Annotated in this window: 17 protein-coding genes; 7 read left to right on the forward strand and 10 right to left on the reverse strand. The window is 57.2% G+C overall.

The annotated features are described in order from the left end of the window. Positions 1-203 precede the first annotated feature (203 nt). On the reverse strand, positions 204-1,712 hold the full coding sequence (gene glpD / locus QQF33_RS11330; RefSeq protein ID WP_285146143.1) for a glycerol-3-phosphate dehydrogenase: 1,509 nt from the start codon (positions 1,710-1,712) through the stop codon (positions 204-206). Between the two features lie 320 nt (positions 1,713-2,032). Here glpD and glpE point away from each other — a divergent pair, with 320 nt between their 5' ends. From glpE to QQF33_RS11345, 3 genes are read left to right on the forward strand one after another with little or no spacing between them, the layout of a single operon-like run. Continuing rightward, a complete protein-coding gene (gene glpE / locus QQF33_RS11335) occupies positions 2,033-2,365 on the forward strand; it encodes a thiosulfate sulfurtransferase GlpE (protein WP_282493540.1) in 333 nt (110 codons plus the stop codon). A gap of 47 nt (positions 2,366-2,412) precedes the next feature. Beyond that, the gene (gene glpG, locus QQF33_RS11340; RefSeq protein WP_282493539.1) at positions 2,413-3,243 is read left to right on the forward strand and encodes a rhomboid family intramembrane serine protease GlpG; all 831 of its coding nucleotides are present in this window, start codon (positions 2,413-2,415) and stop codon (positions 3,241-3,243) included. 16 nt (positions 3,244-3,259) lie between these two features. Then, positions 3,260-4,018 (forward strand): DeoR/GlpR family transcriptional regulator, encoded by a 759-nt coding sequence (locus QQF33_RS11345; RefSeq protein WP_282493538.1) that lies wholly within the window; start codon positions 3,260-3,262, stop codon positions 4,016-4,018. 52 nt (positions 4,019-4,070) lie between these two features. Here the strand turns inward: QQF33_RS11345 and malT are convergent, their stop codons facing one another. Then, complete coding sequence (malT, locus tag QQF33_RS11350) at positions 4,071-6,776, reverse strand: HTH-type transcriptional regulator MalT (RefSeq protein WP_282493537.1); 2,706 nt, start codon at positions 6,774-6,776, stop codon at positions 4,071-4,073. Between the two features lie 588 nt (positions 6,777-7,364). Between malT and malP the strand changes: the two genes are divergently transcribed. Both malP and malQ read left to right on the forward strand, forming a co-directional pair. After that, positions 7,365-9,758, forward strand: coding sequence for a maltodextrin phosphorylase (malP, locus tag QQF33_RS11355; protein ID WP_285148694.1), 2,394 nt, complete (start codon positions 7,365-7,367; stop codon positions 9,756-9,758). Positions 9,759-9,767: 9 nt separating this feature from the next. Further along, positions 9,768-11,846, forward strand: coding sequence for a 4-alpha-glucanotransferase (gene malQ, locus QQF33_RS11360; RefSeq protein ID WP_285148693.1), 2,079 nt, complete (start codon positions 9,768-9,770; stop codon positions 11,844-11,846). A 139-nt stretch (positions 11,847-11,985) separates the two neighbouring features. On the opposite strand, the gene gntT is transcribed toward malQ, so the two are convergent. The 3 genes from gntT to gntX all read right to left on the reverse strand — a co-directional run bounded on the left by gntT (position 11,986) and on the right by gntX (position 15,030). Beyond that, entirely contained in the window at positions 11,986-13,302 is a 1,317-nt protein-coding gene (gene gntT, locus QQF33_RS11365) for a gluconate transporter (RefSeq protein WP_282493534.1), read from the reverse strand. 407 nt (positions 13,303-13,709) lie between these two features. After that, a complete protein-coding gene (gene nfuA / locus QQF33_RS11370; protein ID WP_095283731.1) occupies positions 13,710-14,285 on the reverse strand; it encodes a Fe-S biogenesis protein NfuA in 576 nt (191 codons plus the stop codon). A 61-nt stretch (positions 14,286-14,346) separates the two neighbouring features. Next, entirely contained in the window at positions 14,347-15,030 is a 684-nt protein-coding gene (gene gntX / locus QQF33_RS11375; RefSeq protein ID WP_282493533.1) for a DNA utilization protein GntX, read from the reverse strand. A gap of 37 nt (positions 15,031-15,067) precedes the next feature. On the opposite strand from gntX, the gene bioH reads away from it, so the two are divergent. Further along, positions 15,068-15,841, forward strand: coding sequence for a pimeloyl-ACP methyl ester esterase BioH (gene bioH, locus QQF33_RS11380; RefSeq protein WP_285157827.1), 774 nt, complete (start codon positions 15,068-15,070; stop codon positions 15,839-15,841). Between the two features lie 111 nt (positions 15,842-15,952). After that, a complete protein-coding gene (locus QQF33_RS11385) occupies positions 15,953-16,222 on the forward strand; it encodes a YdgH/BhsA/McbA-like domain containing protein (protein ID WP_100780800.1) in 270 nt (89 codons plus the stop codon). Positions 16,223-16,262: 40 nt separating this feature from the next. On the opposite strand, the gene feoC is transcribed toward QQF33_RS11385, so the two are convergent. From feoC to greB, 5 genes are all read right to left on the reverse strand, one after another. Beyond that, the gene (feoC, locus tag QQF33_RS11390; RefSeq protein ID WP_285146150.1) at positions 16,263-16,499 is read right to left on the reverse strand and encodes a [Fe-S]-dependent transcriptional repressor FeoC; all 237 of its coding nucleotides are present in this window, start codon (positions 16,497-16,499) and stop codon (positions 16,263-16,265) included. Between the two features lie 12 nt (positions 16,500-16,511). Then, the gene (gene feoB, locus QQF33_RS11395) at positions 16,512-18,830 is read right to left on the reverse strand and encodes a Fe(2+) transporter permease subunit FeoB (protein WP_285157828.1); all 2,319 of its coding nucleotides are present in this window, start codon (positions 18,828-18,830) and stop codon (positions 16,512-16,514) included. Between the two features lie 30 nt (positions 18,831-18,860). Then, a complete protein-coding gene (gene feoA, locus QQF33_RS11400) occupies positions 18,861-19,088 on the reverse strand; it encodes a ferrous iron transporter A (RefSeq protein WP_282493529.1) in 228 nt (75 codons plus the stop codon). A gap of 338 nt (positions 19,089-19,426) precedes the next feature. Beyond that, positions 19,427-21,754 (reverse strand): Tex family protein, encoded by a 2,328-nt coding sequence (locus QQF33_RS11405; protein WP_285157851.1) that lies wholly within the window; start codon positions 21,752-21,754, stop codon positions 19,427-19,429. An 87-nt stretch (positions 21,755-21,841) separates the two neighbouring features. Further along, complete coding sequence (greB, locus tag QQF33_RS11410; protein WP_285157829.1) at positions 21,842-22,315, reverse strand: transcription elongation factor GreB; 474 nt, start codon at positions 22,313-22,315, stop codon at positions 21,842-21,844. Positions 22,316-22,494: the final 179 nt, after the last annotated feature.

Below are 22,494 nucleotides of genomic sequence, written 5' to 3' on the forward strand. Positions count from 1 at the left end.
TAATCTCTCCCACGGGCTCAGTGGCACCAGGGCCGGGTGATGCTCACCGGTAACCTCCCGATGATCAGTCGGGGATCTTCTCCGCAGAAGCGGAGAAGATCAAGACATAAGGGCCGGGGTGAGGGCACCAGCGCGCACTTTTCCCCCTCACCCTAACCCTCTCCCTCAAGGGAGAGGGGACCGTTCGGTGTTCTCACTTAAACTCACGACGCTAACGACAACTCACGCTTTCCCGCATTTTGCACCAGCCATTGCGCCACGCGCGATTGCTGTTCCGCATCCAGCCACATCCCTTCTTTGGTACGACGCCAGATCGCATCGTCCAGACGGCGCACCCACTCGTGCTCCACCAGGTAACGCAGCTCGGCTTCGTACAGCTCATGACCAAAATGTTCCCCGAGATCGGCCAGCGTTTTGGCATCACCCAGGATTAAGTCCGTATTGCTGCCGTAAGTGCGCGCGTAATGGCGGGCCATGGATTCGGTAATAAACGGATAACGACGGCGCAGTTTTGCCGCGAAGTCATCGCGATCGCTACCGATATCGCCGCCAGGCAGCGTCGCGCCTTTGGTCCAAGCCGGGCCGATGCCTTTGTAGTACGGCGTCAGTTTTTCCATCGCACTTTCCGCCAGCTTACGATAGGTCGTCAGCTTGCCGCCAAACACCGACAGCAGCGGTGCCTGACCGTCAACGTCATGAATATCCAGCGTATAGTCGCGGGTGATCGCCTGCGGTGAATCGGATTCGTCATCGCACAGCGGACGCACGCCGGAATAAGTCCAGACCACGTCATCGCGCCCCAGCTGTTTCTTAAAGTGCGCGTTATAGACTTTCAGCAGATAGCCGATTTCGCTCTCGTCGATTTCGACGTTCTTCGGATCGCCTTTGTACTCCACGTCGGTGGTGCCGATGATCGAAAACTCATCCATCCACGGGATCACAAACACGATGCGCTTATCTTCGTTTTGCAGAATGTACGCCTGCTTCTGCGTATGCACGCGCGGCACCACGATATGGCTGCCCTTGATCAGGCGGATACCGTACGGCGAAGGCAGTTTCATGCCATCGTCAAAGAACTGTTTCACCCACGGGCCGGTGGCGTTGACCAGACCGCGCGCCTGCCAGCTAAACTTCTCGCCGGTATCGATATCTTCCGCTTCGACGATCCACAGCCCGTTTTCACGGCGTGCGGCGGTGGCGCGAGTGCGGGTTTTCACCTCGCCATCCTTCTGCACCACCATCTGGGCATTCGCCAGCACCAGGCGCGCATCGTCCACCCAGCAGTCAGAATATTCGAAACCGCGCACGATTTCCGGTTTCAGAACCGATTCTGAGCCAAAACGCAAACCAGTCGAGCTCGGCAGACTGGTTCGTTTCCCCAGGTGATCGTACATAAACAGACCAATTCGGATCATCCACGCCGGACGCAGATGCGGGCGATGAGGCAGACGAAAACGCATCGGGATCGCCAGATGAGGGGCCATTTTCAGCAGCACTTCGCGCTCGGCGAGCGCTTCGCTGACCAGGCGGAATTCGTAGTGTTCCAGGTAGCGCAGGCCGCCGTGGATCAGTTTGGAGCTGGCGGACGAGGTCGCGCAGGCGAGATCGTTGGCTTCCAGCATCAGTACAGATAATCCGCGTCCTGCGGCATCTGCCGCAATACCGGCACCGTTAATGCCCCCGCCTATCACAATCAGATCTTTGGTTTCCATGTCACCCTCACGCACTTTCGTTAAAGCTCAGAAATGTTCGATATCGCTCATAATAGCAAACGAACGCGCTTTTGGTAACATCAAAAAAACAATTTTGAGTGATAGAGATAACATAATGGCGTTTCGCCGCCGCGACGACGTACACTACGCGGTAAAATAGTTTTCCCCCTCTCCCCGTGGGAGAGGGCCGGGGTGAGGCCGAGGTAAAAGCAAAACGGCAACATGGTTGCCGTTTTTGGTGTTTGCTCCCTCTCCCTGTGGGAGAGGGCCGGGGTGAGGGCTCCAGGCCGCACCAGATAAATGAAAAGAAAGAGAGCAAAATGGAACAGTTTGAATGCATTAATGTAGAAGAAGCCCACCAGAAGATGCACCAGGGAAAGGCGGTGCTGGTGGATATTCGCGACCCGCAAAGCTATGCGATGGGCCACACGCCGGGCGCGTTTCATCTGACCAACGACACCCTGGGCGCGTTTATGCGCGATAACGACTTTGAAACCCCGGTGATGGTGATGTGCTATCACGGCAACAGCAGCAAAGGTGCCGCGCAGTATCTGCTCCAGCAGGGCTATGACGCGGTCTACAGCGTCGACGGCGGCTTTGACGCCTGGCATCGGCATTTCCCGGCGGAAGTTGAACACGCCTTTGGCGGCTGAGATCGTTATACTGTTTTCTTTTGTACGGAAATAAGCGACTGCCGCCCATGCTGATGATTACCTCTTTTACCAACCCGCGCGTCGCTCAGGCGTTTGTCGATTACATGGCGACGCAGGGTGTGATCCTGACGATTCAACAGCATACGCAGACCGACGTCTGGCTGGCTGATGAGAGCCAGGCGAATTTCGTCAACACAGAGCTGGCGCGTTTTCTGGAAAACCCTGCCGACCCGCGCTATCTGGCGGCCAGCTGGACCTCCGGCCACACGGACAGCGGGCTGCATTATCAGCGTTTCCCTTTCTTAGCCACCGTGCGCGAGCGCGCCGGGCCCTTTACCCTGCTGCTGATGGCGGCCTGTATTCTGGTGTTTATCATCATGAACGTGGTCGGCGACCAGCAGGTGATGATTGCTCTCGCCTGGCCGTATGACGCCTCGGTGCAGTTTGACGTCTGGCGCTATTTCAGCCACGCCCTGATGCACTTTTCGGTGCTGCATATTCTCTTTAACCTGCTGTGGTGGTGGTATCTCGGCGGGGCGGTGGAGAAGCGTCTCGGCACCGGGAAACTCATTGTCATCACCGTGATCAGCGCCCTGTTAAGCGGCTATGTGCAGCACAAGTTTAGCGGTCCGTGGTTCGGTGGTTTGTCGGGTGTGGTATACGCATTAATGGGCTACGTCTGGCTGCGCGGCGAACGTGACCCCGAAAGCGGCATCTATCTGCAACGTGGTTTAATAACCTTTGCGTTAATATGGCTAATTGCCGGATGGTTTGATCTGTTTGGTATGTCTATCGCCAACGGCGCACACGTCGCCGGGCTGGCCGTAGGGCTGGCGATGGCGTTTGCCGATACGCTGAATGCGCGAAAACGAACATAATTCCCAGGGATATTTCATGAAACAAACGCAACGTCATGACGCCATTATCGAACTGGTTAAAAAGCAGGGATACGTCAGCACCGAAGAGCTGGTCGAGCAGTTCGCCGTCAGCCCGCAGACCATTCGTCGCGATCTCAACGACCTGGCCGATCAGAACCGCATTCTGCGCCACCACGGCGGCGCGGCGTTGCCGTCGAGCTCTGTGAACACCTCATGGCACGACCGTAAGGCGACGCAAACCGCAGAGAAAGAGCGTATCGCGGCGAAAGTGGCGAGCCAAATCCCCAACGGCGCGACGCTGTTTATTGATATCGGCACCACGCCGGAAGCGGTAGCCCATGCGTTGCTCAACCATGAAAACCTGCGCGTGGTGACCAACAACCTCAACGTGGCAAATACCCTGATGCAGAAAGAAGATTTCCGCATCATTCTGGCGGGCGGCGAACTGCGCAGTCGTGACGGGGGGATCATCGGCGAAGCGACGCTCGACTTTATCTCTCAGTTCCGCCTCGATTTCGGCATCCTCGGGATCAGCGGCATCGACAGCGATGGTTCGCTGCTGGAGTTTGACTATCACGAAGTGCGCACCAAGCGGGCGATTATCGAGAACTCCCGCCACGTGATGCTGGTGGTGGATCACTCGAAGTTTGGCCGTAACGCGATGGTGAACATGGGCAGCATCAGTATGGTGAATGCGGTGTACACCGACGTCATGCCACCGGCGGGGGTGTTGCAGGTGATTAAGGATAACAATTTACAGTTAGAGTTGTGTTGAGCGGCCAAACATAACCGTAGGCCCGGTAAGCGTAGCGCCACCGGGCAATGAATTACACGCCATACCCCATCATCTTCAACAGCTGCTGGGCATGCTGCACCGCGTCCTGACGATGCGCCACGCCGAGTTTCTGATACAAATTACGAATGTGCGTTTTGATGGTGGTCGCTGCGACCGCCAGCTCGCCCGCAATCTGATCGTTGCTGTAGCCCGAGTAAATCAGCCCCAGAACCTGCCACTCACGCTGGGTGAGCGGGCTGGTGCGAATAAGTTCCGGCACTTCCGGGTGGTTCAGCAGACGTTCGACAAAGTTCTCGTCGAAGTGCGCGAACTTGTGGCGATGATGCTGGTTAATCTCGCGCAGAATGCGCTGGGCACGGTGCTGATCCAGTTCCGGTAACGTATTGAGCTGAATCAGCTGGCGCAGCTGCTGCGCCATCGTCTCGCCTTCAATCACAAAATGACTGATAAACCCGGTGCGGTTCGCCAGCTGGAGTGCTTCCAGCAGCACGCGCTGGGCGTCGTTTTTACGTCCGGCCTGCCAGTAAAGCTGATTGAGCAGCAGCAGGTTGCGGTTCAGATCGCTCATCAGACGCAGGCTGCGGGCGTTCTCGTTCAGCTCTTCCAGCACAATTTCCGCAGGCTCGAACTCACCCAGCAGGATCTGCGCGCGGGCGATGTTGCGCCACTGGCTTTGCAGGAAGTGGTTATTGGCGAATTCCGGTTTTGGCGTCTGGCGCAGCCAGTTGGCGGCGGACTTTTTATCGCCGATCATTTGCCAGTAAATCACCCGCACCTTATCGGCGTTGGAAACCCAGTCGCTATGGTACTGACCGTTGCCGAGCAGGTTTTCGAGGCGGTTCAGGTGATTCCGGGCGTTATCCAGATCGCCGCGTGCCAGCGAGCACTGCACCAGCAGAGCCAGGCATTGCAGCTGCTGCTGCGGCTGGAAGGTAGAAAGCACGTCCACGCCGTGACGGGCAGAGGCTTCGGCCTCATCCAGACGCGCCCAGGCCCACAGCAATTGCGCGCGGATGCGCAGCAGGAATTCGTGCATCGGCAGCTGTTCGAGGTGCTGATCCTGAATCAGCTGGAACGCTTTTTCCTGAGTCTCCCAGGCGGCTTGCAGGAACCCCTGAGCAAATAAAATTTCGCTCTGCTGGATCATGCTCCACAGGGCGTAATGCCAGACGTCATGACGGCGGGCCATCTGCTCCGTCTGCTGCATCAGCGACAGGGAGCGGGTGAGATCGCCTTTGCAGTGCAGCACTTCGCCGTGAACCGACGTGGCCACGATGCGGCTGTAATAGTTCGCCAGCGGCAGCTCGTCGAGGGCGATCATCGCCAGACGTTCAGCCTCTTCCTGGTCGCCGTCGTTGATCGCCACCTGCGCGCGCAGGGCGTTAAACTCGCCGTGCAGCGTGCCGTCCATCTCGCCTTTCATCTCTTGTTCGGCGCGGGCCAGCAGGGTATTCACTTCGCTGTAGCGGTGCTGGCTCTGCATCAGCCACGCCTGCAACAGCACCAGACGCGGATTTTCCAGCAGGCTTTCCCACGGCAGGGCGCGGAGCGACTCTTCGAGCAGCGTCAGTTCACTGTGATTGAACAGGCCCCAGGCGTGGTTAAGCAGGATGTCGCGCAGCATATTCGCGTCACCGGCGGCCAGCGCGTGGTGGATCGCTTCGCTCGGGAAACCTTGCGCCATCCAGCTTTCGGCGGCGGAGCGGTGAACGTCGGGTAATTCGGTGGCCATTTCCCACTGGCAGCGCTGGCGCAGGAAGTTGCCAAACAGCGGGTGGAAGCTGAACCATTCCCCGGAGTCGTCCATGCGTTGCAGGAACAACCCCTGGCGTTCGATCTCTTCCAGGCGCATCTGGCCGTTGTCTTCGCCAGTCACGCGCACAATCAGCGCGTCGTTCATCGAGCGCAGCAGCGAGCTTTTCAGCAGGAACTGACGAGTCGCGGGGTCAACGCTGTCCAGCACTTCATCGACCAGGTAATCGGACAGATGGCTGGCGTTGATGCCTGCCAGGCGGCGCGCGGACTGGTGCGTCGGGCTGTTATTTTGTCGGGCGGAGAGGGCGATGAGCTGTAGCGCGGTTGCCCAGCCGGCCACGTCGTCGCACAGGCGGCTACTCTCGGAGGCTTCAATCGGCGAGCTCAGGCGGCAGTCAAAGAACTGTTTCGCCTCCTGATGGTTAAAGGCCAGCTGTTGGCTGCCCACTTCGAGAAGCTGATCGCGCACGCGCAGGTTGGCAATCCCCAGCTGCGGCAGGTTACGCGAGAGCACCACCAGGGTGAGATTTTCCGGCTGATGGCGGAGGAAGAAGCGCATCGATTCGTGGATCACCGGGTTGGTAATCAGGTGGTAATCGTCAATCACGAGGAACAGCGGGCGATGCCATTCGGCAAGCTCAATGAACAGCTGGGCGAACAGGGAGGAGAGGCTGGCGTACTGCCGCTTTTGCACCATCACTTCACTGGTGACGCAATGCCCGTTGGTCGCCTGCTGAATGGCAGCGATCAGGTAGCTGGCAAAGCGCTCCTGCTGGTTATCGCCCTCGTCGAGGGAGTACCAGCCTAAATCGCTTTTGCCTGCGGCCCACTGTGAGATGAGCGTTGTTTTGCCATAGCCTGCAGGACTCGTAACCAGCGCCAGTCGGAAATTATTCGCGCCGGAAAGTTTCGCCAACAGACGTTCGCGGACCACAGTATGGTCAAGACGAACCGGGCGACTTAATTTGGACGGAATCAACATAAGTTTTTTCACTTCACTGTGGGGAAACGAGGAAAGACGATTTTTTTTGCGCTTCGTAATAATAGATATAAGGTCGGCCAGAACAGGAACTATTGCAAGTTATGTCCGACTTTTATGTCCCTTAATTTGCACTCTGTCACAAAATTATTTCTCATTGACCGGGAACTTTCTGAGATGCCCTATATCCCGCATGGATGCTGGCTTGTATGCATTTGGTGCGCTTATCCTGAAACTGGTTTCATAAGGCGATTCTCACCACAAAGTTAATAAATATCCGGTATAGTTGTGCCGGGAAAATAACCCTCTGAGAAAGGCCTAAAACAGAGAAATATTATTCCTGGTAAGCAATCATTTCTGCTGATGTTAATTTCATCCGAAACTGCATTTCATTTATTTGACACTCTTCCCGTTTATCCTCGCGCCATAAAGGCACACTCGATCTATGCTCAAGAGTGGCCTTGATCACACTTTTACGCTCATCCCCGCTACTCCTCCCTGTCTAATCCCCGACAGGAGGAGGAAGAGGGGGAATGAGCCTGGCACACTAGCGCCAATATTTTTTCTTTCTCTACAGGATGCCGATTCCCTATGTCACAGCCTACCTTCAACAAAGCTCAGTTCCAGGCTGCCCTGACGCGTCAGTGGCAGCGTTTTGGTTTGCACGCCGCAGAGGAGATGACCCCTCATCAGTGGTGGCAAGCCGTGAGCGGTGCGCTGGCCGAACTGCTCAGCGCGCAGCCGGCGGCGAAGCCGGTGAAAAACCAGCGTCATGTGAACTACATCTCGATGGAATTCCTGATTGGTCGCCTGACCGGCAACAACCTGCTGAACCTCGGCTGGTATCAGGAGGTGAGTGACGTGCTGAATGAGCACAACGTGAACCTGACCGATCTGCTGGAGGAAGAGACTGACCCAGGCCTGGGCAACGGCGGGCTGGGGCGTCTGGCGGCCTGTTTCCTCGATTCGATGGCGACGGTGGGGCAATCCGCCATCGGCTATGGCCTGAACTATCAGTACGGCCTGTTCCGCCAGTCCTTTGACGACGGCCATCAGATTGAAGCGCCGGACGACTGGCATCGCGGCAGCTATCCGTGGTTCCGCCATAATGCGCAGCTCGACGTCCACGTAGGCATTGGCGGGAAAGTGTCTAAGCAAGGCCACTGGGAGCCGGGTTTTGTCATCACCGGTGAAGCCTGGGATCTGCCGGTGCTGGGCTATCGTAACGGCGTCGCGCAGCCCCTGCGTCTGTGGCAGGCGAAGCACGCCCACCCGTTCAACCTGACCAAATTTAACGACGGCGATTTCCTGCGTGCCGAGCAGCAGGGCATCGACGCCGAGAAGCTGACTAAAGTTCTCTACCCGAACGACAACCATCTGGCGGGCAAAAAGCTGCGCCTGATGCAGCAGTATTTCCAGTGCGCCTGTTCGGTGGCGGATATCCTGCGTCGCCACCATCTGGCGGGCCGTAAGCTCTCTGAGCTGGCGGATTACGAGGTGATTCAGCTGAACGACACTCACCCGACCATCGCCATACCCGAACTGTTGCGCGTGCTCCTCGACGAGCACCAGCTGAGCTGGGATGCGGCCTGGGCGATCACCAGCCGTACCTTCGCGTACACCAACCACACTCTGATGCCAGAAGCGCTGGAGTGCTGGGACGAGAAACTGGTGAAAACGCTCCTGCCGCGCCACATGCAGATCATCAATCAGATCAACGACCAGTTCAAAGTGCTGGTGAGCAAAACCTGGCCGGGCGACAAAGCGGTCTGGGCGAAACTGGCCGTTGTGCACGACAAACAGGTGCGCATGGCGAACATGTGCGTGGTCAGCGGTTTTGCGGTGAACGGTGTGGCGGCGCTGCACTCAGATCTGGTGGTCAAAGATCTGTTCCCGGAATATCACCAGCTGTGGCCGAACAAATTCCATAACGTCACCAACGGCATTACGCCGCGCCGCTGGATCAAACAGTGCAACCCGGCGCTGGCCGCGCTGCTGGATAAAACCCTCAAGAAAGAGTGGGCCAACGATCTCGACCAGCTGATCAACCTGGAAAAACAGGCTGACGACGCGAAGTTCCGTCAGAAATATCAGGCCATCAAACAAGAGAACAAAGTACGCCTCGCGGCGTTCGTGAAAGTGCGTACCGGGATTGAAATCAGCCCGAACGCGATTTTTGATATCCAGATCAAACGCCTGCACGAGTACAAGCGTCAGCACCTGAACCTGCTGCACATTCTGGCGCTGTACAAAGAGATCCGCGAGAACCCGAACGCCGACCGCGTGCCGCGCGTGTTCCTGTTCGGTGCTAAAGCGGCGCCTGGCTACTACCTGGCGAAGAACATCATCCTCGCCATCAACAAAGTGGCCGAAGCGGTGAACAACGATCCGAAGGTCGGCGATAAGCTGAAAGTGGTGTTCCTGCCGGATTACTGCGTGTCGGCGGCGGAAATGCTGATCCCGGCGGCGGATATCTCCGAGCAGATTTCGACGGCGGGTAAAGAGGCGTCCGGCACCGGTAACATGAAGCTGGCCCTGAACGGCGCGTTAACCGTCGGCACCCTGGACGGCGCGAACGTCGAAATCGCCGAGCAGGTGGGCGAGGAGAATATCTTTATCTTCGGTCACACCGTCGAGCAGGTGAAAGCCCTGAAAGCCAAAGGCTACGACCCGGTCAAATGGCGCAAGAAAGACAAAGTGCTGGATGCAGTGCTCAAAGAGCTGGAAAGCGGCAAATACAGCGATGGCGACAAACACGCCTTCGACCAGATGCTGCACAGCATCGGCAAACAGGGCGGCGACCCGTATCTGGTGATGGCGGACTTCACCGCCTACGTGGAAGCGCAGAAGCAGGTCGACGTGCTCTACCGCGATCAGGACGCCTGGACGCGCGCGTGCATTCTGAATACCGCCCGCTGCGGGATGTTCAGCTCTGACCGTTCAATTCGTGATTATCAGGCCCGTATCTGGCAGGCAAAACGCTAAGGAAGCGCGATGGAGAGCAAACGTCTGGATAATGCCGCGCTGGCGGCGGGGATCAGCCCCAGTTACATCAATGCTCACGGCAAACCGCAGTCAATTGGCGCTGAAACCAAAAGACGTTTGCTGGATGCCATGCACAAGGCCACGCCCGTCGGGAAAGCGGCGGGAGCGCCAGTTCCTGGGGTGAAAGTGTTCACCGCGGGCAAGAAAATGTCGCTGCCGGTTGAAGGCAGCGGCGAGTTCAGTTGGCTGTTAACCACCGAAGAGGGCCAGCAGCACAAAGGCCATGCCACGGGTGGGAAAGCGCTCAACCTTCCGGCGAAACTGCCGCAGGGTTATCACACCCTGACGCTGAATCAGGGCGACCACCGTTTTCATTGCCGGGTGATCATCGCGCCGAAACGCTGCTATGAGCCGCAGGCGCTGATCGAAGGCAAAAAGCTGTGGGGCGCCTGCGTGCAGCTCTATACGCTGCGTTCGGACGACAACTGGGGGATCGGTGATTTCGGCGATCTGAAAAAAATGCTGGCGGACGTGGGCAAGCGTGGCGGGGCCTTTATCGGCCTCAACCCCATCCACGCCCTCTATCCGGCTAACCCGGAAAGCGCCAGCCCGTACAGCCCGTCGTCCCGCCGCTGGCTGAACGTGATTTATATCGACGTCAACGCGCTGGACGATTTCAAAAACAGTAAAGAGGCGCAGGAGTGGTGGAAGATGAGCACCACTCAGCACACCCTGAAACAGGCGCGCGACGCCGACTGGGTCGACTACGCGACGGTTACCGCCCTGAAAATGGCCGCCCTGCGCATGACCTGGAAACGCTTTGCTAAGCGCACGGACGAACAGATGAACGCGTTTCGTCAGTTCGTCGCCCAGGAAGGCGACAGCCTTTACTGGCAGGCGGCGTTCGACGCCCTGCATGCGTATCAGGTGAAAGAGGACGAAATGCGCTGGGGCTGGCCGGTGTGGCCGGAAGCGTATCAGTCGGTGGATTCTCCGGAGGTGAAAGCCTTTTGCAAAAAACACGCCGACGAAGTGGATTTCTTCCTGTGGCTGCAGTGGCTGGCCTACAGCCAGTTTGCTGCCTGCTGGCAGGAGAGCCAGGGCTACGACATGCCGATCGGTCTGTATCGCGATCTGGCGGTGGGCGTGGCGGAAGGGGGAGCCGAAACCTGGTGCGACCGCGAGCTGTACTGCCTGAAAGCCTCTGTGGGTGCACCGCCGGATATCCTCGGCCCGCTGGGCCAGAACTGGGGCCTGCCGCCGATGGACCCGCACGTGATGGCTGCGCGCGGGTACGAACCTTTTATCGATCTGCTGCGCGCCAATATGCAAAACTGCGGGGCGCTGCGTATCGACCACGTGATGTCCGTGCTGCGCCTGTGGTGGATTCCGTATGGCGAAACGGCGGATCACGGGGCCTACGTGCATTATCCGGTGGACGATCTGCTGTCGATTCTTGCGCTGGAAAGTCAGCGTCACAGCTGCATGGTGATTGGCGAAGACCTCGGCACCGTGCCGGTTGAAATCGTCAGCAAATTACGCGAGAGTGGCGTTTATTCATACAAAGTACTCTATTTCGAAAGTGACCATGAGAAGACGTTCCGTTCGCCGAAAGCGTATCCTGAACAATCAATGGCTGTCGCGACAACGCATGATCTTCCTACGCTGCGAGGCTATTGGGAAAGTGGCGATCTCACGCTTGGCAAAACGCTAGGTTTGTATCCGGATGAAGTGGTGCTGCGCGGGCTGTATCAGGACCGCGAGCTGGCAAAACAGGGGTTGCTGGACGCGCTGCACAAGCACGGCTGCCTGCCAAAACGCACCGGACATAAAGCCTCGCTGATGGCGATGACGGCGACCCTCAATCGCGGGATGCAGCGCTATATTGCCGACAGCAATAGCGCCCTGCTTGGCCTGCAGCCGGAAGACTGGCTGGGGATGGCGGAGCCGGTGAACATTCCGGGCACCAGCTATCAGTACAAAAACTGGCGGCGCAAACTGTCTACCACCCTTGAGAAGATGTTTGCCGACGACGGCGTGAACAAGCTGATTAAGGATTTAGATAAGCGCAGAAAAGCGAAGAAGTGAGAAAAAGCCCGGCGGGTGCGTTCTGATGCCCTCACCCACCGGGAGAGGCCGAAAACATTTAAAACGGCAACCTTTGGTTGCCGTTTTGCATTTACCTTGTAGGCCGGGTAAGGCGCAGCCGCCACCCGGCTTTTTTACCTTAAACCACCATCCCCAACAGCAGACACCCAATCAGGCCGCACACGGAGATAATCGTTTCCAGCATCGACCAGGACTTGATGGTCTCACCGATGGTCAGGTTGAAGTACTCCTTGAACAGCCAGAAACCTGGATCGTTCACGTGGGAGAAAATCACGCTACCGGAACCCACCGCGATAACCATCAGCTCCGGGCTCACGCCGGTGGTCGCAATCAGCGGTGCCACGATCCCGCCCGCGGTTATCGCCGCAACGGTGGCAGAACCCAGCGCAATACGCAGCACGGCGGCAATCGACCAGGCCATCAGAATTGGCGAGATGTTGGTTTCATGCATCATGGAAGCGATGTATTTGTCCACGCCGCTGTCCACCAGAACCTGCTTGAACGCACCGCCACCGCCGATGATCAACAGCATCATGGCGATAATTTTGATGGCAGAGCCGAGGGTTTCGTTGATCTGATCCATATTACGACCGCGGTTCAGACCGAAGGTGAAGAGGGCGATCAGGACGGCAATCAGCGTCGCCATCACCGGGTCACCGAGGAACTCCGCGACAGACAGGAACGCGTGACCCTTTGGCAGCACCATTTCGGCCACGGCGCGCATCGCCATCAGCACGACCGGCACCAGAGAAGTCCAGACGCTAACGCCAAAGCTTGGCATCTCTTCTTCGCTGAAGGTTTTTGCGCTGTACAGACCTTCAGGAATTGGCTTGTCGATACCTTTCAGGCAGCGCGCAAACACCGGGCCGGCCAGAATAACCGTTGGAATCGCCAGAATCGTACCGAACAGCAGGGTTTTACCCATATCCGCGTGGAAGATGGTCGCGATAGCGGTTGGGCCCGGGTGCGGCGGCAGGAAGCCGTGAGTCACGGACAGCGCAGCGGCCATCGGCACGCCCACGTACAGCAGCGGAATATTCGCCGCAGCTGCGATGGTGAAGACCAGCGGCAGCATCAGCACAAAGCCGACTTCATAGAACAGCGCAAAACCGACGGTAAAACCGGTTAACACTACTGCCCACTGAATGTGTTGTTTACCAAATTTGGCAATCAGCGTGGTCGCGATGCGCTGCGCGCCCCCGCAGTCTGCCAGCATTTTGCCGAGCATGGCACCGAAGCCCATGATCAGCGCCAGGCTGCCGAGCGTTCCGCCCACACCCGCTTTGATTGAGCTGATGACTTTCACCAGCGGCATCCCTTGCATCAGACCGACTGCAAGTGCCACCAGAACCAGAGCGATGAAGCCGTTCAGTTTGAAACGGATCATCAAGAGCAGTAATAAGACAACACCGATAGCGACGATAACTAATGGCATGATTGACCTGGCCTTTCAATTGTTATGGGTAACGTCATTGTTTCGACGACAATTTCCGATTGTCCCAACTGGGAACAGAGAATTAACGGCACTAATACTGATTGCCTGCAAAACTATTGAGTTTAGTCGGCTGTTATGAGGATGCTTAGTGCCCATGAGAATGATACGGGTAACATACACAGATTGAGAATCACCTGGGCGGGCAAAATTTGAATTATGAGACGCAGGTCAACATATGGGGAGGGGAGGAGCGGGCAAACAAAAGCCGGGTGGCGGCTACGCCGTACCCGGCCTGGATGTTCTGTGCGGTTATTTGCCCGGTGGCGCTACGCTTACCGGGCCTACAAAAGCCTCGAACTGTAGGCCGGGTAAGGCGAAGCCGCCACCCGGCAAAGACAGACGGGAACTTAGTAGTAAGAGTGCTCGCCGCGCTGGTGTTCGGTCAGATCGCGCACACCTTTCAGTTCAGGGAACTCGTTCAGCATCTGCTTCTCGATCCCTTCCTTCAGGGTTACATCGACCATGGAACAACCGTTACAGCCGCCGCCAAACTGCAGGATCGCCAAACCGTCATCGGTGATTTCCATCAGCGTTACTTTACCGCCGTGGCCAGCCAGCTGCGGGTTGATCTGCGACTGCAGCAGATACTCCACGCGCTCCATCAGCGGCGCATCGTCGGACACTTTGCGCATTTTCGCGTTCGGTGCTTTCAGCGTCAGCTGAGAACCCAGCTGATCGGTAACAAAATCGATCTCTGCGTCATCAAGATATGGCGCGCTTAACTCATCGACATAGGCGGTGAGCTGCTCAAATTTCAGGGCAGTGTCAGATGCTTCCACAGCGTCCGGAGGACAATAAGAGACACCGCATTCTGCATTCGGAGTGCCTGGATTTATCACAAACACGCGGATCTGCGTCCCTTCTTCCTGATTTGCCAGCAGTTTGGCAAAGTGTGATTGTGCAGAATCGGAAATACGGATCATAGCTTTGGCCTAATAGTTGACTAAATTACCTGGGTATAATAATACGCCCATCGGAAAAGGGCTACAAGGTGCGACACAAACACCATACCTGAACCGTCGCTGCGCCGCTTTGCAAAAGCAGTCGGGAAAGCTCTGCCACGGTGCTGCCGGTCGTGACGACATCATCCACAATCGCGATATGGCGGCCCTTGACCGCTAATTCAAGGCGAAAGGCGTTTTTAAGATTCCTTTTGCGCGATCGGGCGCTCAACTGATGCTGCACCGCCGTGGTTCGGATGCGTTTCAGCGCTTCCGGCTGCCAGCTACAGCGCAGCCAGTGGGCCAGCGGACGGCATAACAGATCGCTCTGATTGTAGCCGCGACGCCAGTGTCGACGTCGGTGCAGCGGCACGCCGATCAGCAGATCCACAGCCGGTAAATCCCGCGTGCGCCGGGCCTGCAAAACCGCGAGCACTAACAGACGTGCAAGCGGCACCGCCAGCTGGCACTGGCGGGAAAACTTCAGCTTATGAATCAAGCCGCTTAAGGGCCGAACGTAATTATCGACCGCCACCAGGGCACTCCACGGCGGCGGTTTTTGCAGGCATCGCCCGCAGGGGAGGTCGACACTCATCGCCGGTAAACCGCACTGCGGGCAGCAGGGCGAACGGCGCGCGAACGCGCGCGTGCAAACGGAGCAGATCCCCCAGTGGCTCATTCTGAGCGGCATTCGGCATAGCCAGCACAAGCCAGGCACTGATAGCATGGGCAACTTCCTTGTTGAAAAAAGAGAATCCTAACCGATGAACAATCTTTGGTGGCAGACCACGGGCACGGGAAATGTTGATCTTGTGCTGCTGCACGGATGGGGGCTGAACGCCGAAGTCTGGCATTGCATTCAGGAGGAACTGGCCTCGCAATTTAGGCTGCATCTGGTTGATCTGCCTGGATTTGGCCGCAGCCACGGCTTTGGCGCGATGCCGCTCGACGAGATGGCGCAGGCGGTTCTGGAACGCGCGCCGCAAAAGGCGATTTGGCTCGGCTGGAGTCTCGGCGGGCTGGTCGCGAGCCAGATTGCCCTCACGCATCCGGAGCGCGTTCAGGCGCTGGTGACGGTGTCGTCATCGCCATGCTTTGCGGCGCAGGATGAATGGCCCGGCATCAAGCCGGAAGTGTTAGCCGGGTTCCAGCAACAGCTGAGTGAAGATTTTAAACGCACGGTCGAGCGCTTTCTGGCGCTGCAAACCATGGGCACTGAAACGGCACGCCAGGATGCGCGGATGCTCAAAAGTGCGGTGCTGGCGCTTCCGATGCCAGACGTCGAGGTGCTCAACGGCGGGCTGGAGATCCTGAAAACCGTCGACCTGCGCGAACCGCTCGCCGGGCTTAGCGTGCCGCATCTGCGGATCTACGGGTATCTCGATGGACTGGTGCCGCGCAAAGTGGTGCCGATGCTGGATGAACTGTGGCCGCAGAGTGAATCGCTGGTCATTGCGAAGGCCGCGCACGCGCCTTTCGTGTCGCATCCGGCGGCCTTTTGCGCGGCGCTGACTGCGTTAAGTCAACGTTTAAACTGATTATTTTCTAATCCACTGGCAAAAGTTTCATGCCGCAACAATACTTCAAGTGTCGTTGCGGCGGTTGAGCCTACGATAATCAAAACAACAAACCTATGGAGAGTAATGGTTATGAAACTTGTTACAGGAATTGTTACATCACTGGTTATTGGGTCTCTGTCATTTGGCGTGTTTGCAGCGAAAGAGCTGGAAAAAGACAAAGTTAAAGAGATGAATCTGACTAAGATTGGTGAGATTACGACCTCGAAAACCACTGCGCCAATGGATGCCCGTAAAGAGCTGTCGAAAAAAGCGGATGAGCTGGGCGGTACGTATTATGTGGTAACCAGCGCGAATAAAGGCGAGAAAACCGTTCATGCAACGGCGGAAGTGTATAAATAATACCCCTGCCGGGCAGCATCTGCCTGCCCGGCAAGCTTTGTTACCGCAGTGCCCACCACTCCCGCAGACACGCTTTCCCTTCCGGGCAGCTTTTGCAGCTCCCTGACAAACAGCCATCCGCTTCTTCCTGAATCCGCACGGCTTTGCCCATCGCTTCCATTCTTTCGAGCATGGCATCGATCATCGGCTGCGGCGTGTGCAGGGACTGGCTCAGCTGTCGGGCCTCCATTCGTCCCTGCAGTGCCAGTAAATCACGAAGCTGAATCATCGATGCCATCGCATTCACCTCTTAGTGGCAGTCGCCAGCCGGGCTGTTGCAACAGCTTGCCGCAGTTTTATTGGTCGCCAGCAGATTAACGTCCACGCGGCTTCGCGCCCGACGCAACAGGCCGATGAGTACGACGTTAAACAACACCACCGCCAGAATGCACACCAGGCTGTAGCGGGGGTGAGTGCTGAAGTTGGTCGCCTGATAGAAAACCGTCGCCAGTGAGTAAGCGATGTTCAGCCCCCACAGGACCGAGAAGCCCATCCAGCCGCGGCTGGACTCGCGGGCAATCGCCCCCATCACGGAAATGCACGGAATGTAGAGCAGGACGAAGATCAGATAGCTATAGGCCGCCGACGCGCTGCCAAATTTCTGGCTCATCACGCCCATCGCGCCGGTCGCCATTTCCCCGTCGCCTTTACTGGCTTCGATCGGGTTGGCCAGTACGCTCAGGCTGATGGTGTCTTTCAGGCTCTGCCAGGTGTCATCCACCGCGCTCAGCAGTTCGTCACCGAGATGGAATTCCGCCGGATTAAACTCCTCTTCCTGAATATTTTCAGCCGTATAGAGCGTATTCAGCGTACCGACCACCACCTCTTTCGCCATCGCGCCGGTGAACAGTCCGACGGTCGCCTGCCAGTTATCTTCGTGAACGCCAATCGGCTTGAACAGCGGGGTGATGACGCGGCTGACGGAGGCCAGCGCCGAGTCGTTGATGTTATCCGCCGCCTGGCCGCTGAGGGTAAAGCTGTTCAGAGCGCTCAGGAAAATGCTGACAATCACAATCACCTTACCGGCGCGCAGAACGAAGCCTTTCAGGCGCTGCCAGGTCTGGATCAGCAGGCTTTTGATGTGCGGGACGTGGTAGACCGGCAGCTCCATCACAAACGGCGACGCTTCGCCGCGCATGATGGTGTGTTTGAGCATCAGGCCGGTCAAAATCGCCATCACGATACCCAGCAGGTACAGGGAGAAGACCGCCAGCGCGCCCTCCTGGCCGAAGAACGCCGCTGCGAAGACCGCGAAGATCGCCAGACGCGCGCCGCAGGACATAAACGGCGCCATCATGATGGTCATCAGGCGTTCACGCGGCGCATCGAGGGTTCGTGCGCCCATCACCGACGGGACGTTACAGCCAAAGCCGACAATCAGCGGGACGAAGGATTTACCCGGCAGACCGAGGGCCTGCATCAGGCGGTCCATCACGAAGGCCGCGCGGGCCATATAGCCGGAATCCTCAAGGAAGGAGAGGAACAGATACATCATGCCGATCTGCGGTACCAGCGGCAGGACGGTGTTGATGCCGCCACCCAGCCCCTGGGCGAGGAAAATCGTCAGCCATTCCGGGAAGTGCAGGGTGTAGCCCAGCCATTGCAGACCGTGAATGAAGATCGCCACCGAGCCGACATCAAACAGCGGCTGCAGTGCGCCACCGATGTTGATGGCGAGGAGGAACATCAGGTACATCACCAGCAGGAAGATCGGCAAACCGAGGAAACGGTTGAGAATGATTTTATCGACGGCGGCGGTGAAGCGGCTCGGCTCGGCAGTCAGGGTGTTACTGACCACTTCGCAGATGGCGGCGATACTTTGATAACGCGCATCGGCGATGTGCAGGGCCGGATCGTCCAGCTCTTCGCTCAGGCGCGCCAGCGACATATCCAGCTTCTGCGCCGCATCGCCCGCGTAGCTGCGGCTGTAGATATCGCCTTCCAGCATTTGCAGCCCGAGCCAGTTGCGCTGTTTCTGCGGCATGGCGTGGGCCATCTCCTGCGCCAGAATGCCGGCCTCGCGCACCAGCGGCTGCGGATAATGCACCAGTTCGAGATCCGTATTGCCCGTATGGCGATCGACGGCCAGTTTCAGCGCATCAATGCCCCGTGCGCGGGTTGAGACCAGCGGGATCACCGGGCAGCCAAGGCGTGCGGAAAGCGCATCGATGTCGATGCGAATTTTTTGCTTCTCGGCAATATCGAGCATGTTCAGCGCCACGATGCACGGAATGCCCAGCTCCAGCAGTTGCAGCGTCAGGTACAGGTTGCGCTCGAGATTGGAGGCGTCGACGACGTTAATCAGTAAATCCGCATCGCCGCTCAGAATATAGTGACAGGCAATCTGTTCATCGAGAGAGGTCTGCGACGAAATCGTTGTGAGCGAATAAGTGCCGGGAAGATCTACAAGGGTGACCTGATGGTCGGTCGTGGAGAATTGACCTTCTTTGCGTTCAACGGTCACACCGGCCCAGTTACCGACGCGCTGACGTGCGCCCGTTAACTGATTAAATAAGGTTGTCTTGCCGGAATTAGGATTACCAATTAAGCCAATGGTTAATTTTTTCATTGTTTTAGACTCGGTCTAACAGCTGGCGGTTTATCGGACTAAAGCTTCGACTTCTAATAACGCGAGGTCTTTCTTACGCAATACCAGATTGACGCGACGGGTTTCGATATGGATGGGATCGCCCAGCGGCGCGATGCGCACAACCTGAAAAGAGGATCCTGGCAGCATGCCTAGTGACAGCAGCTTCTGACGATACGCCGGGCTAATTTCGCGGGCAAAACCGGTAATTTTCCAGGCACTGTCTGGTGTGAATTGCATAGAGACCACTTTGACCGAAGGTTAAATAATCGACAGATTCATGATAATGAGAATGGTTTCTATCAGCAATATTTAAAATGTGACGGGATGTTCATATGGACATTAATTCGAGGACTGTTTGACCTTGCTCAATATTTATTGAGATGGTGAATGAGGTTTGAAAAATTAATTTGTTAACTAAGTGATAAACGATGGTTTAAATATGGATATGAAATCGGTTCCCTGATTCATATTAAATGAGTGAGTACGTTCTTATTTATTTTGAAGGGTGCGGTCTGGCTGCCGGGCGGCACTGCGTTTGCCCGGCCTACGAATTGGCCGGGCAAACGCGCGGGACATTAGCGTTTCTTGCCCATTGCGGCGGCCAGCGCATCCATCATCGCGCTGTTACCGGCAGGCTGGGCCTGAGGGCGGGGTTTCGCGGCTTTGGCTGCCGGACGGGACTGATCGCGTGCACCACCGCTGTTGCTGCGGCGAGCGTTGGTTTCGCCCGGCTGCTCGTCAAGGCGCATGGTCAGGGCGATGCGCTTACGCTGCATATCCACTTCCAGCACTTTCACCTTCACGATATCGCCCGCTTTGACCACCGTGTGCGGGTCTTCCACGAACTTATCGGCCAGCGACGAGATATGAACCAGACCATCCTGATGCACGCCGATATCGACAAAGGCACCAAAGTTGGTGACGTTGGTGACCGCGCCTTCCAGCACCATGCCCGGCTGCAGATCCTTCATCGTCTCAACGCCTTCGGCGAATTTCGCGGTTTTAAACTCAGGGCGCGGGTCGCGGCCTGGTTTTTCCAGCTCTTTGATGATGTCGGTGACGGTCGGCACGCCGAATTTATCGTCGGTGAAGTCAACGGCGCGCAGGTCGCGCAGATTGGTGCTGTTGCCCATCAGATCTTTCAGCGCCTGCTGCGTGGCGGCCAGAATGCGCTCCACCACCGGGTAAGCCTCCGGGTGGACGGTTGAGGCGTCCAGCGGGTTATCGCCGTGGTTGATACGCAGGAAGCCCGCGCACTGCTCGAAGGCTTTCGGCCCCAGACGGCTCACTTTCAGCAGCTGCTGGCGGTTCTGGAACTGACCGTTCTCATCGCGCCAGGCGACGATGTTCTGCGCCATCATGCGGGTTAAGCCCGCCACGCGGGTTAAGAGCGCAACGGAAGCGGTATTCAGGTCCACGCCGACGGCGTTCACGCAGTCTTCCACTACCGCATCCAGACGGCGCGCCAACTGAGTCTGGCTGACGTCGTGCTGATACTGGCCCACACCGATGGATTTGGGATCGATTTTCACCAGCTCTGCCAGCGGATCCTGCAGACGACGGGCGATAGAGACCGCACCGCGCAGGGAAACGTCGAGATCCGGGAACTCCAGCGCCGCCAGTTCGGACGCGGAATAAACCGACGCACCGGCTTCGCTGACGATCACTTTCTGAGCGGTGACTTTCGGGAACTGCGCTTGCACGTCGAGGAAGAAGCGTTCGGTTTCGCGCGATGCGGTACCGTTACCGATCGCCACCAGCTCGACGTTGTATTTTTCACACAGGGCGGCGACCACCACGGCAGCTTTCGCGGCCTGGCCGGTGTGTGGATAGATGGTGTCGGTCGCGACCAGTTTGCCGGTGCCGTCGACCACGGCCACTTTCACGCCGGTACGCAGACCCGGATCGAGACCCATGGTGGCGCGCAGGCCCGCCGGGGCGGCCATCAGCAGATCGTGCAGGTTACGGGCGAAAACGTTGATCGCTTCGTCTTCCGCGCGTTCGCGCACGGTGCCCATCAGTTCAGTTTCGAGGTGCATCAGCACCTTGATGCGCCAGGTCCAGCTCACCACGCCTTTGCGCCAGCTATCTGCCGGGGCGTTGTTCAGGCGCAGGCCTAGATGGTCGGTAATAATCTGCTCGCAGTAACTCTCTTTCGGCGGCTCGTCGAACTGCGGGTCGGCATTGAGAGAGAGCTGCAAGACGCCTTCGTTGCGACCGCGGAACATCGCCAGCGCGCGGTGCGACGGGGCGGTGGAGATCGGTTCGTGATGGTCGAAGTAATCGCGGAATTTCGCGCCTTCCTCTTCTTTACCGCTCACCACGGTCGAGACGATGTGGGCATTTTTCCACAGATAATCACGCACTTTGGAGAGCAGCGCGGCGTCTTCGGCGAAACGCTCCATCAGAATATAGCGCGCGCCGTCGAGGGCCGCTTTGGTGTCGGCGATGCCTTTGTCCGCGTCGATAAATTTCGCGGCTTCCGTTTCCGGATCGTGCGACGGCGTGGTCCACAGCAGATCGGCCAGCGGCTCAAGGCCTGCTTCAATCGCAATCTGCCCGCGGGTGCGGCGCTTCGGTTTATACGGCAGATAGAGGTCTTCGAGCTCGGTTTTGCTCATCGTGCCGTTGATGGCACCTGCCAGCGCATCGGTCAGTTTGCCCTGCTCGCCGATGGATTTGAGAATGGCCTGACGACGGTCTTCCAGCTCGCGCAGGTAGCCCAGACGGGTCTCCAGGTTGCGCAGCTGCGTGTCATCCAGACCGCCGGTGACTTCCTTACGATAACGTGCAATAAACGGCACGGTGTTCCCTTCATCAAGCAGGCGAACGGCAGCTTCTACCTGTTCGGCTCTGGCCTGAAGTTCACCCGCAATAATGCGGCAGAGCGAATCTTTCATCATGGCTTTGTCATCTGGTTTGTCGAAAAACAGGGGGATAGTTATACGGGCTGACACGCGAAAATGCCAGCCGTGGAGGGTGCTCTCGGACTATTTAACGTACTCAATTTCGTTGACGTACCAGCTGGCTTCTCCGCCGGGCGTCTGGACGATGGCTAAATCGCCGACTTCCTTTTTCAGCAGCGCGCGGGCCATCGGCGAGTCGATGGAGATGTAATCCTTACGACCAAAAATTTCATCGTAGCCGACGATGCGAAAACGTCGGGTATTGCCGTCGTCGTTCTCGATTTCTACCCACGCGCCGAAGAACACTTTGCCTTCCTGCTGCGGGGAATAATCAACGATTCGTAGGTTTTCAAGGCATTTAGTGAGATAACGGACGCGCCTGTCAATCTCACGCAGGCGTTTTTTATTATACTGATAGTCAGCGTTTTCGCTGCGGTCGCCGAGGCTGGCCGCCCAGGTGACTTTTTTGGTCACTTCCGGACGTTCTTCGCGCCAGAGGTAATCCATCTCTTTTTTGAGTTTTTCGTACCCTTCGCGGGTGATCAGCGGCGTTTTCATGGTGTGACCTTTAAGACTCTACTCAATGACTGGCATTAGGCACATTACGTACCACATAGCTTAACAGACAGGATTAATAATGAGTTATGTGATGAAATGTGCAGATAAGCTCCTGTTAAATATGCTTTGTAACAATTTCGACTAGAATTTATACCAGATTTAGCTGGTCGCAGACGCGT

This window comes from Lelliottia wanjuensis, from assembly GCF_030238365.1.
Classification (GTDB): Bacteria; Pseudomonadota; Gammaproteobacteria; order Enterobacterales; family Enterobacteriaceae; genus Enterobacter; species Enterobacter wanjuensis.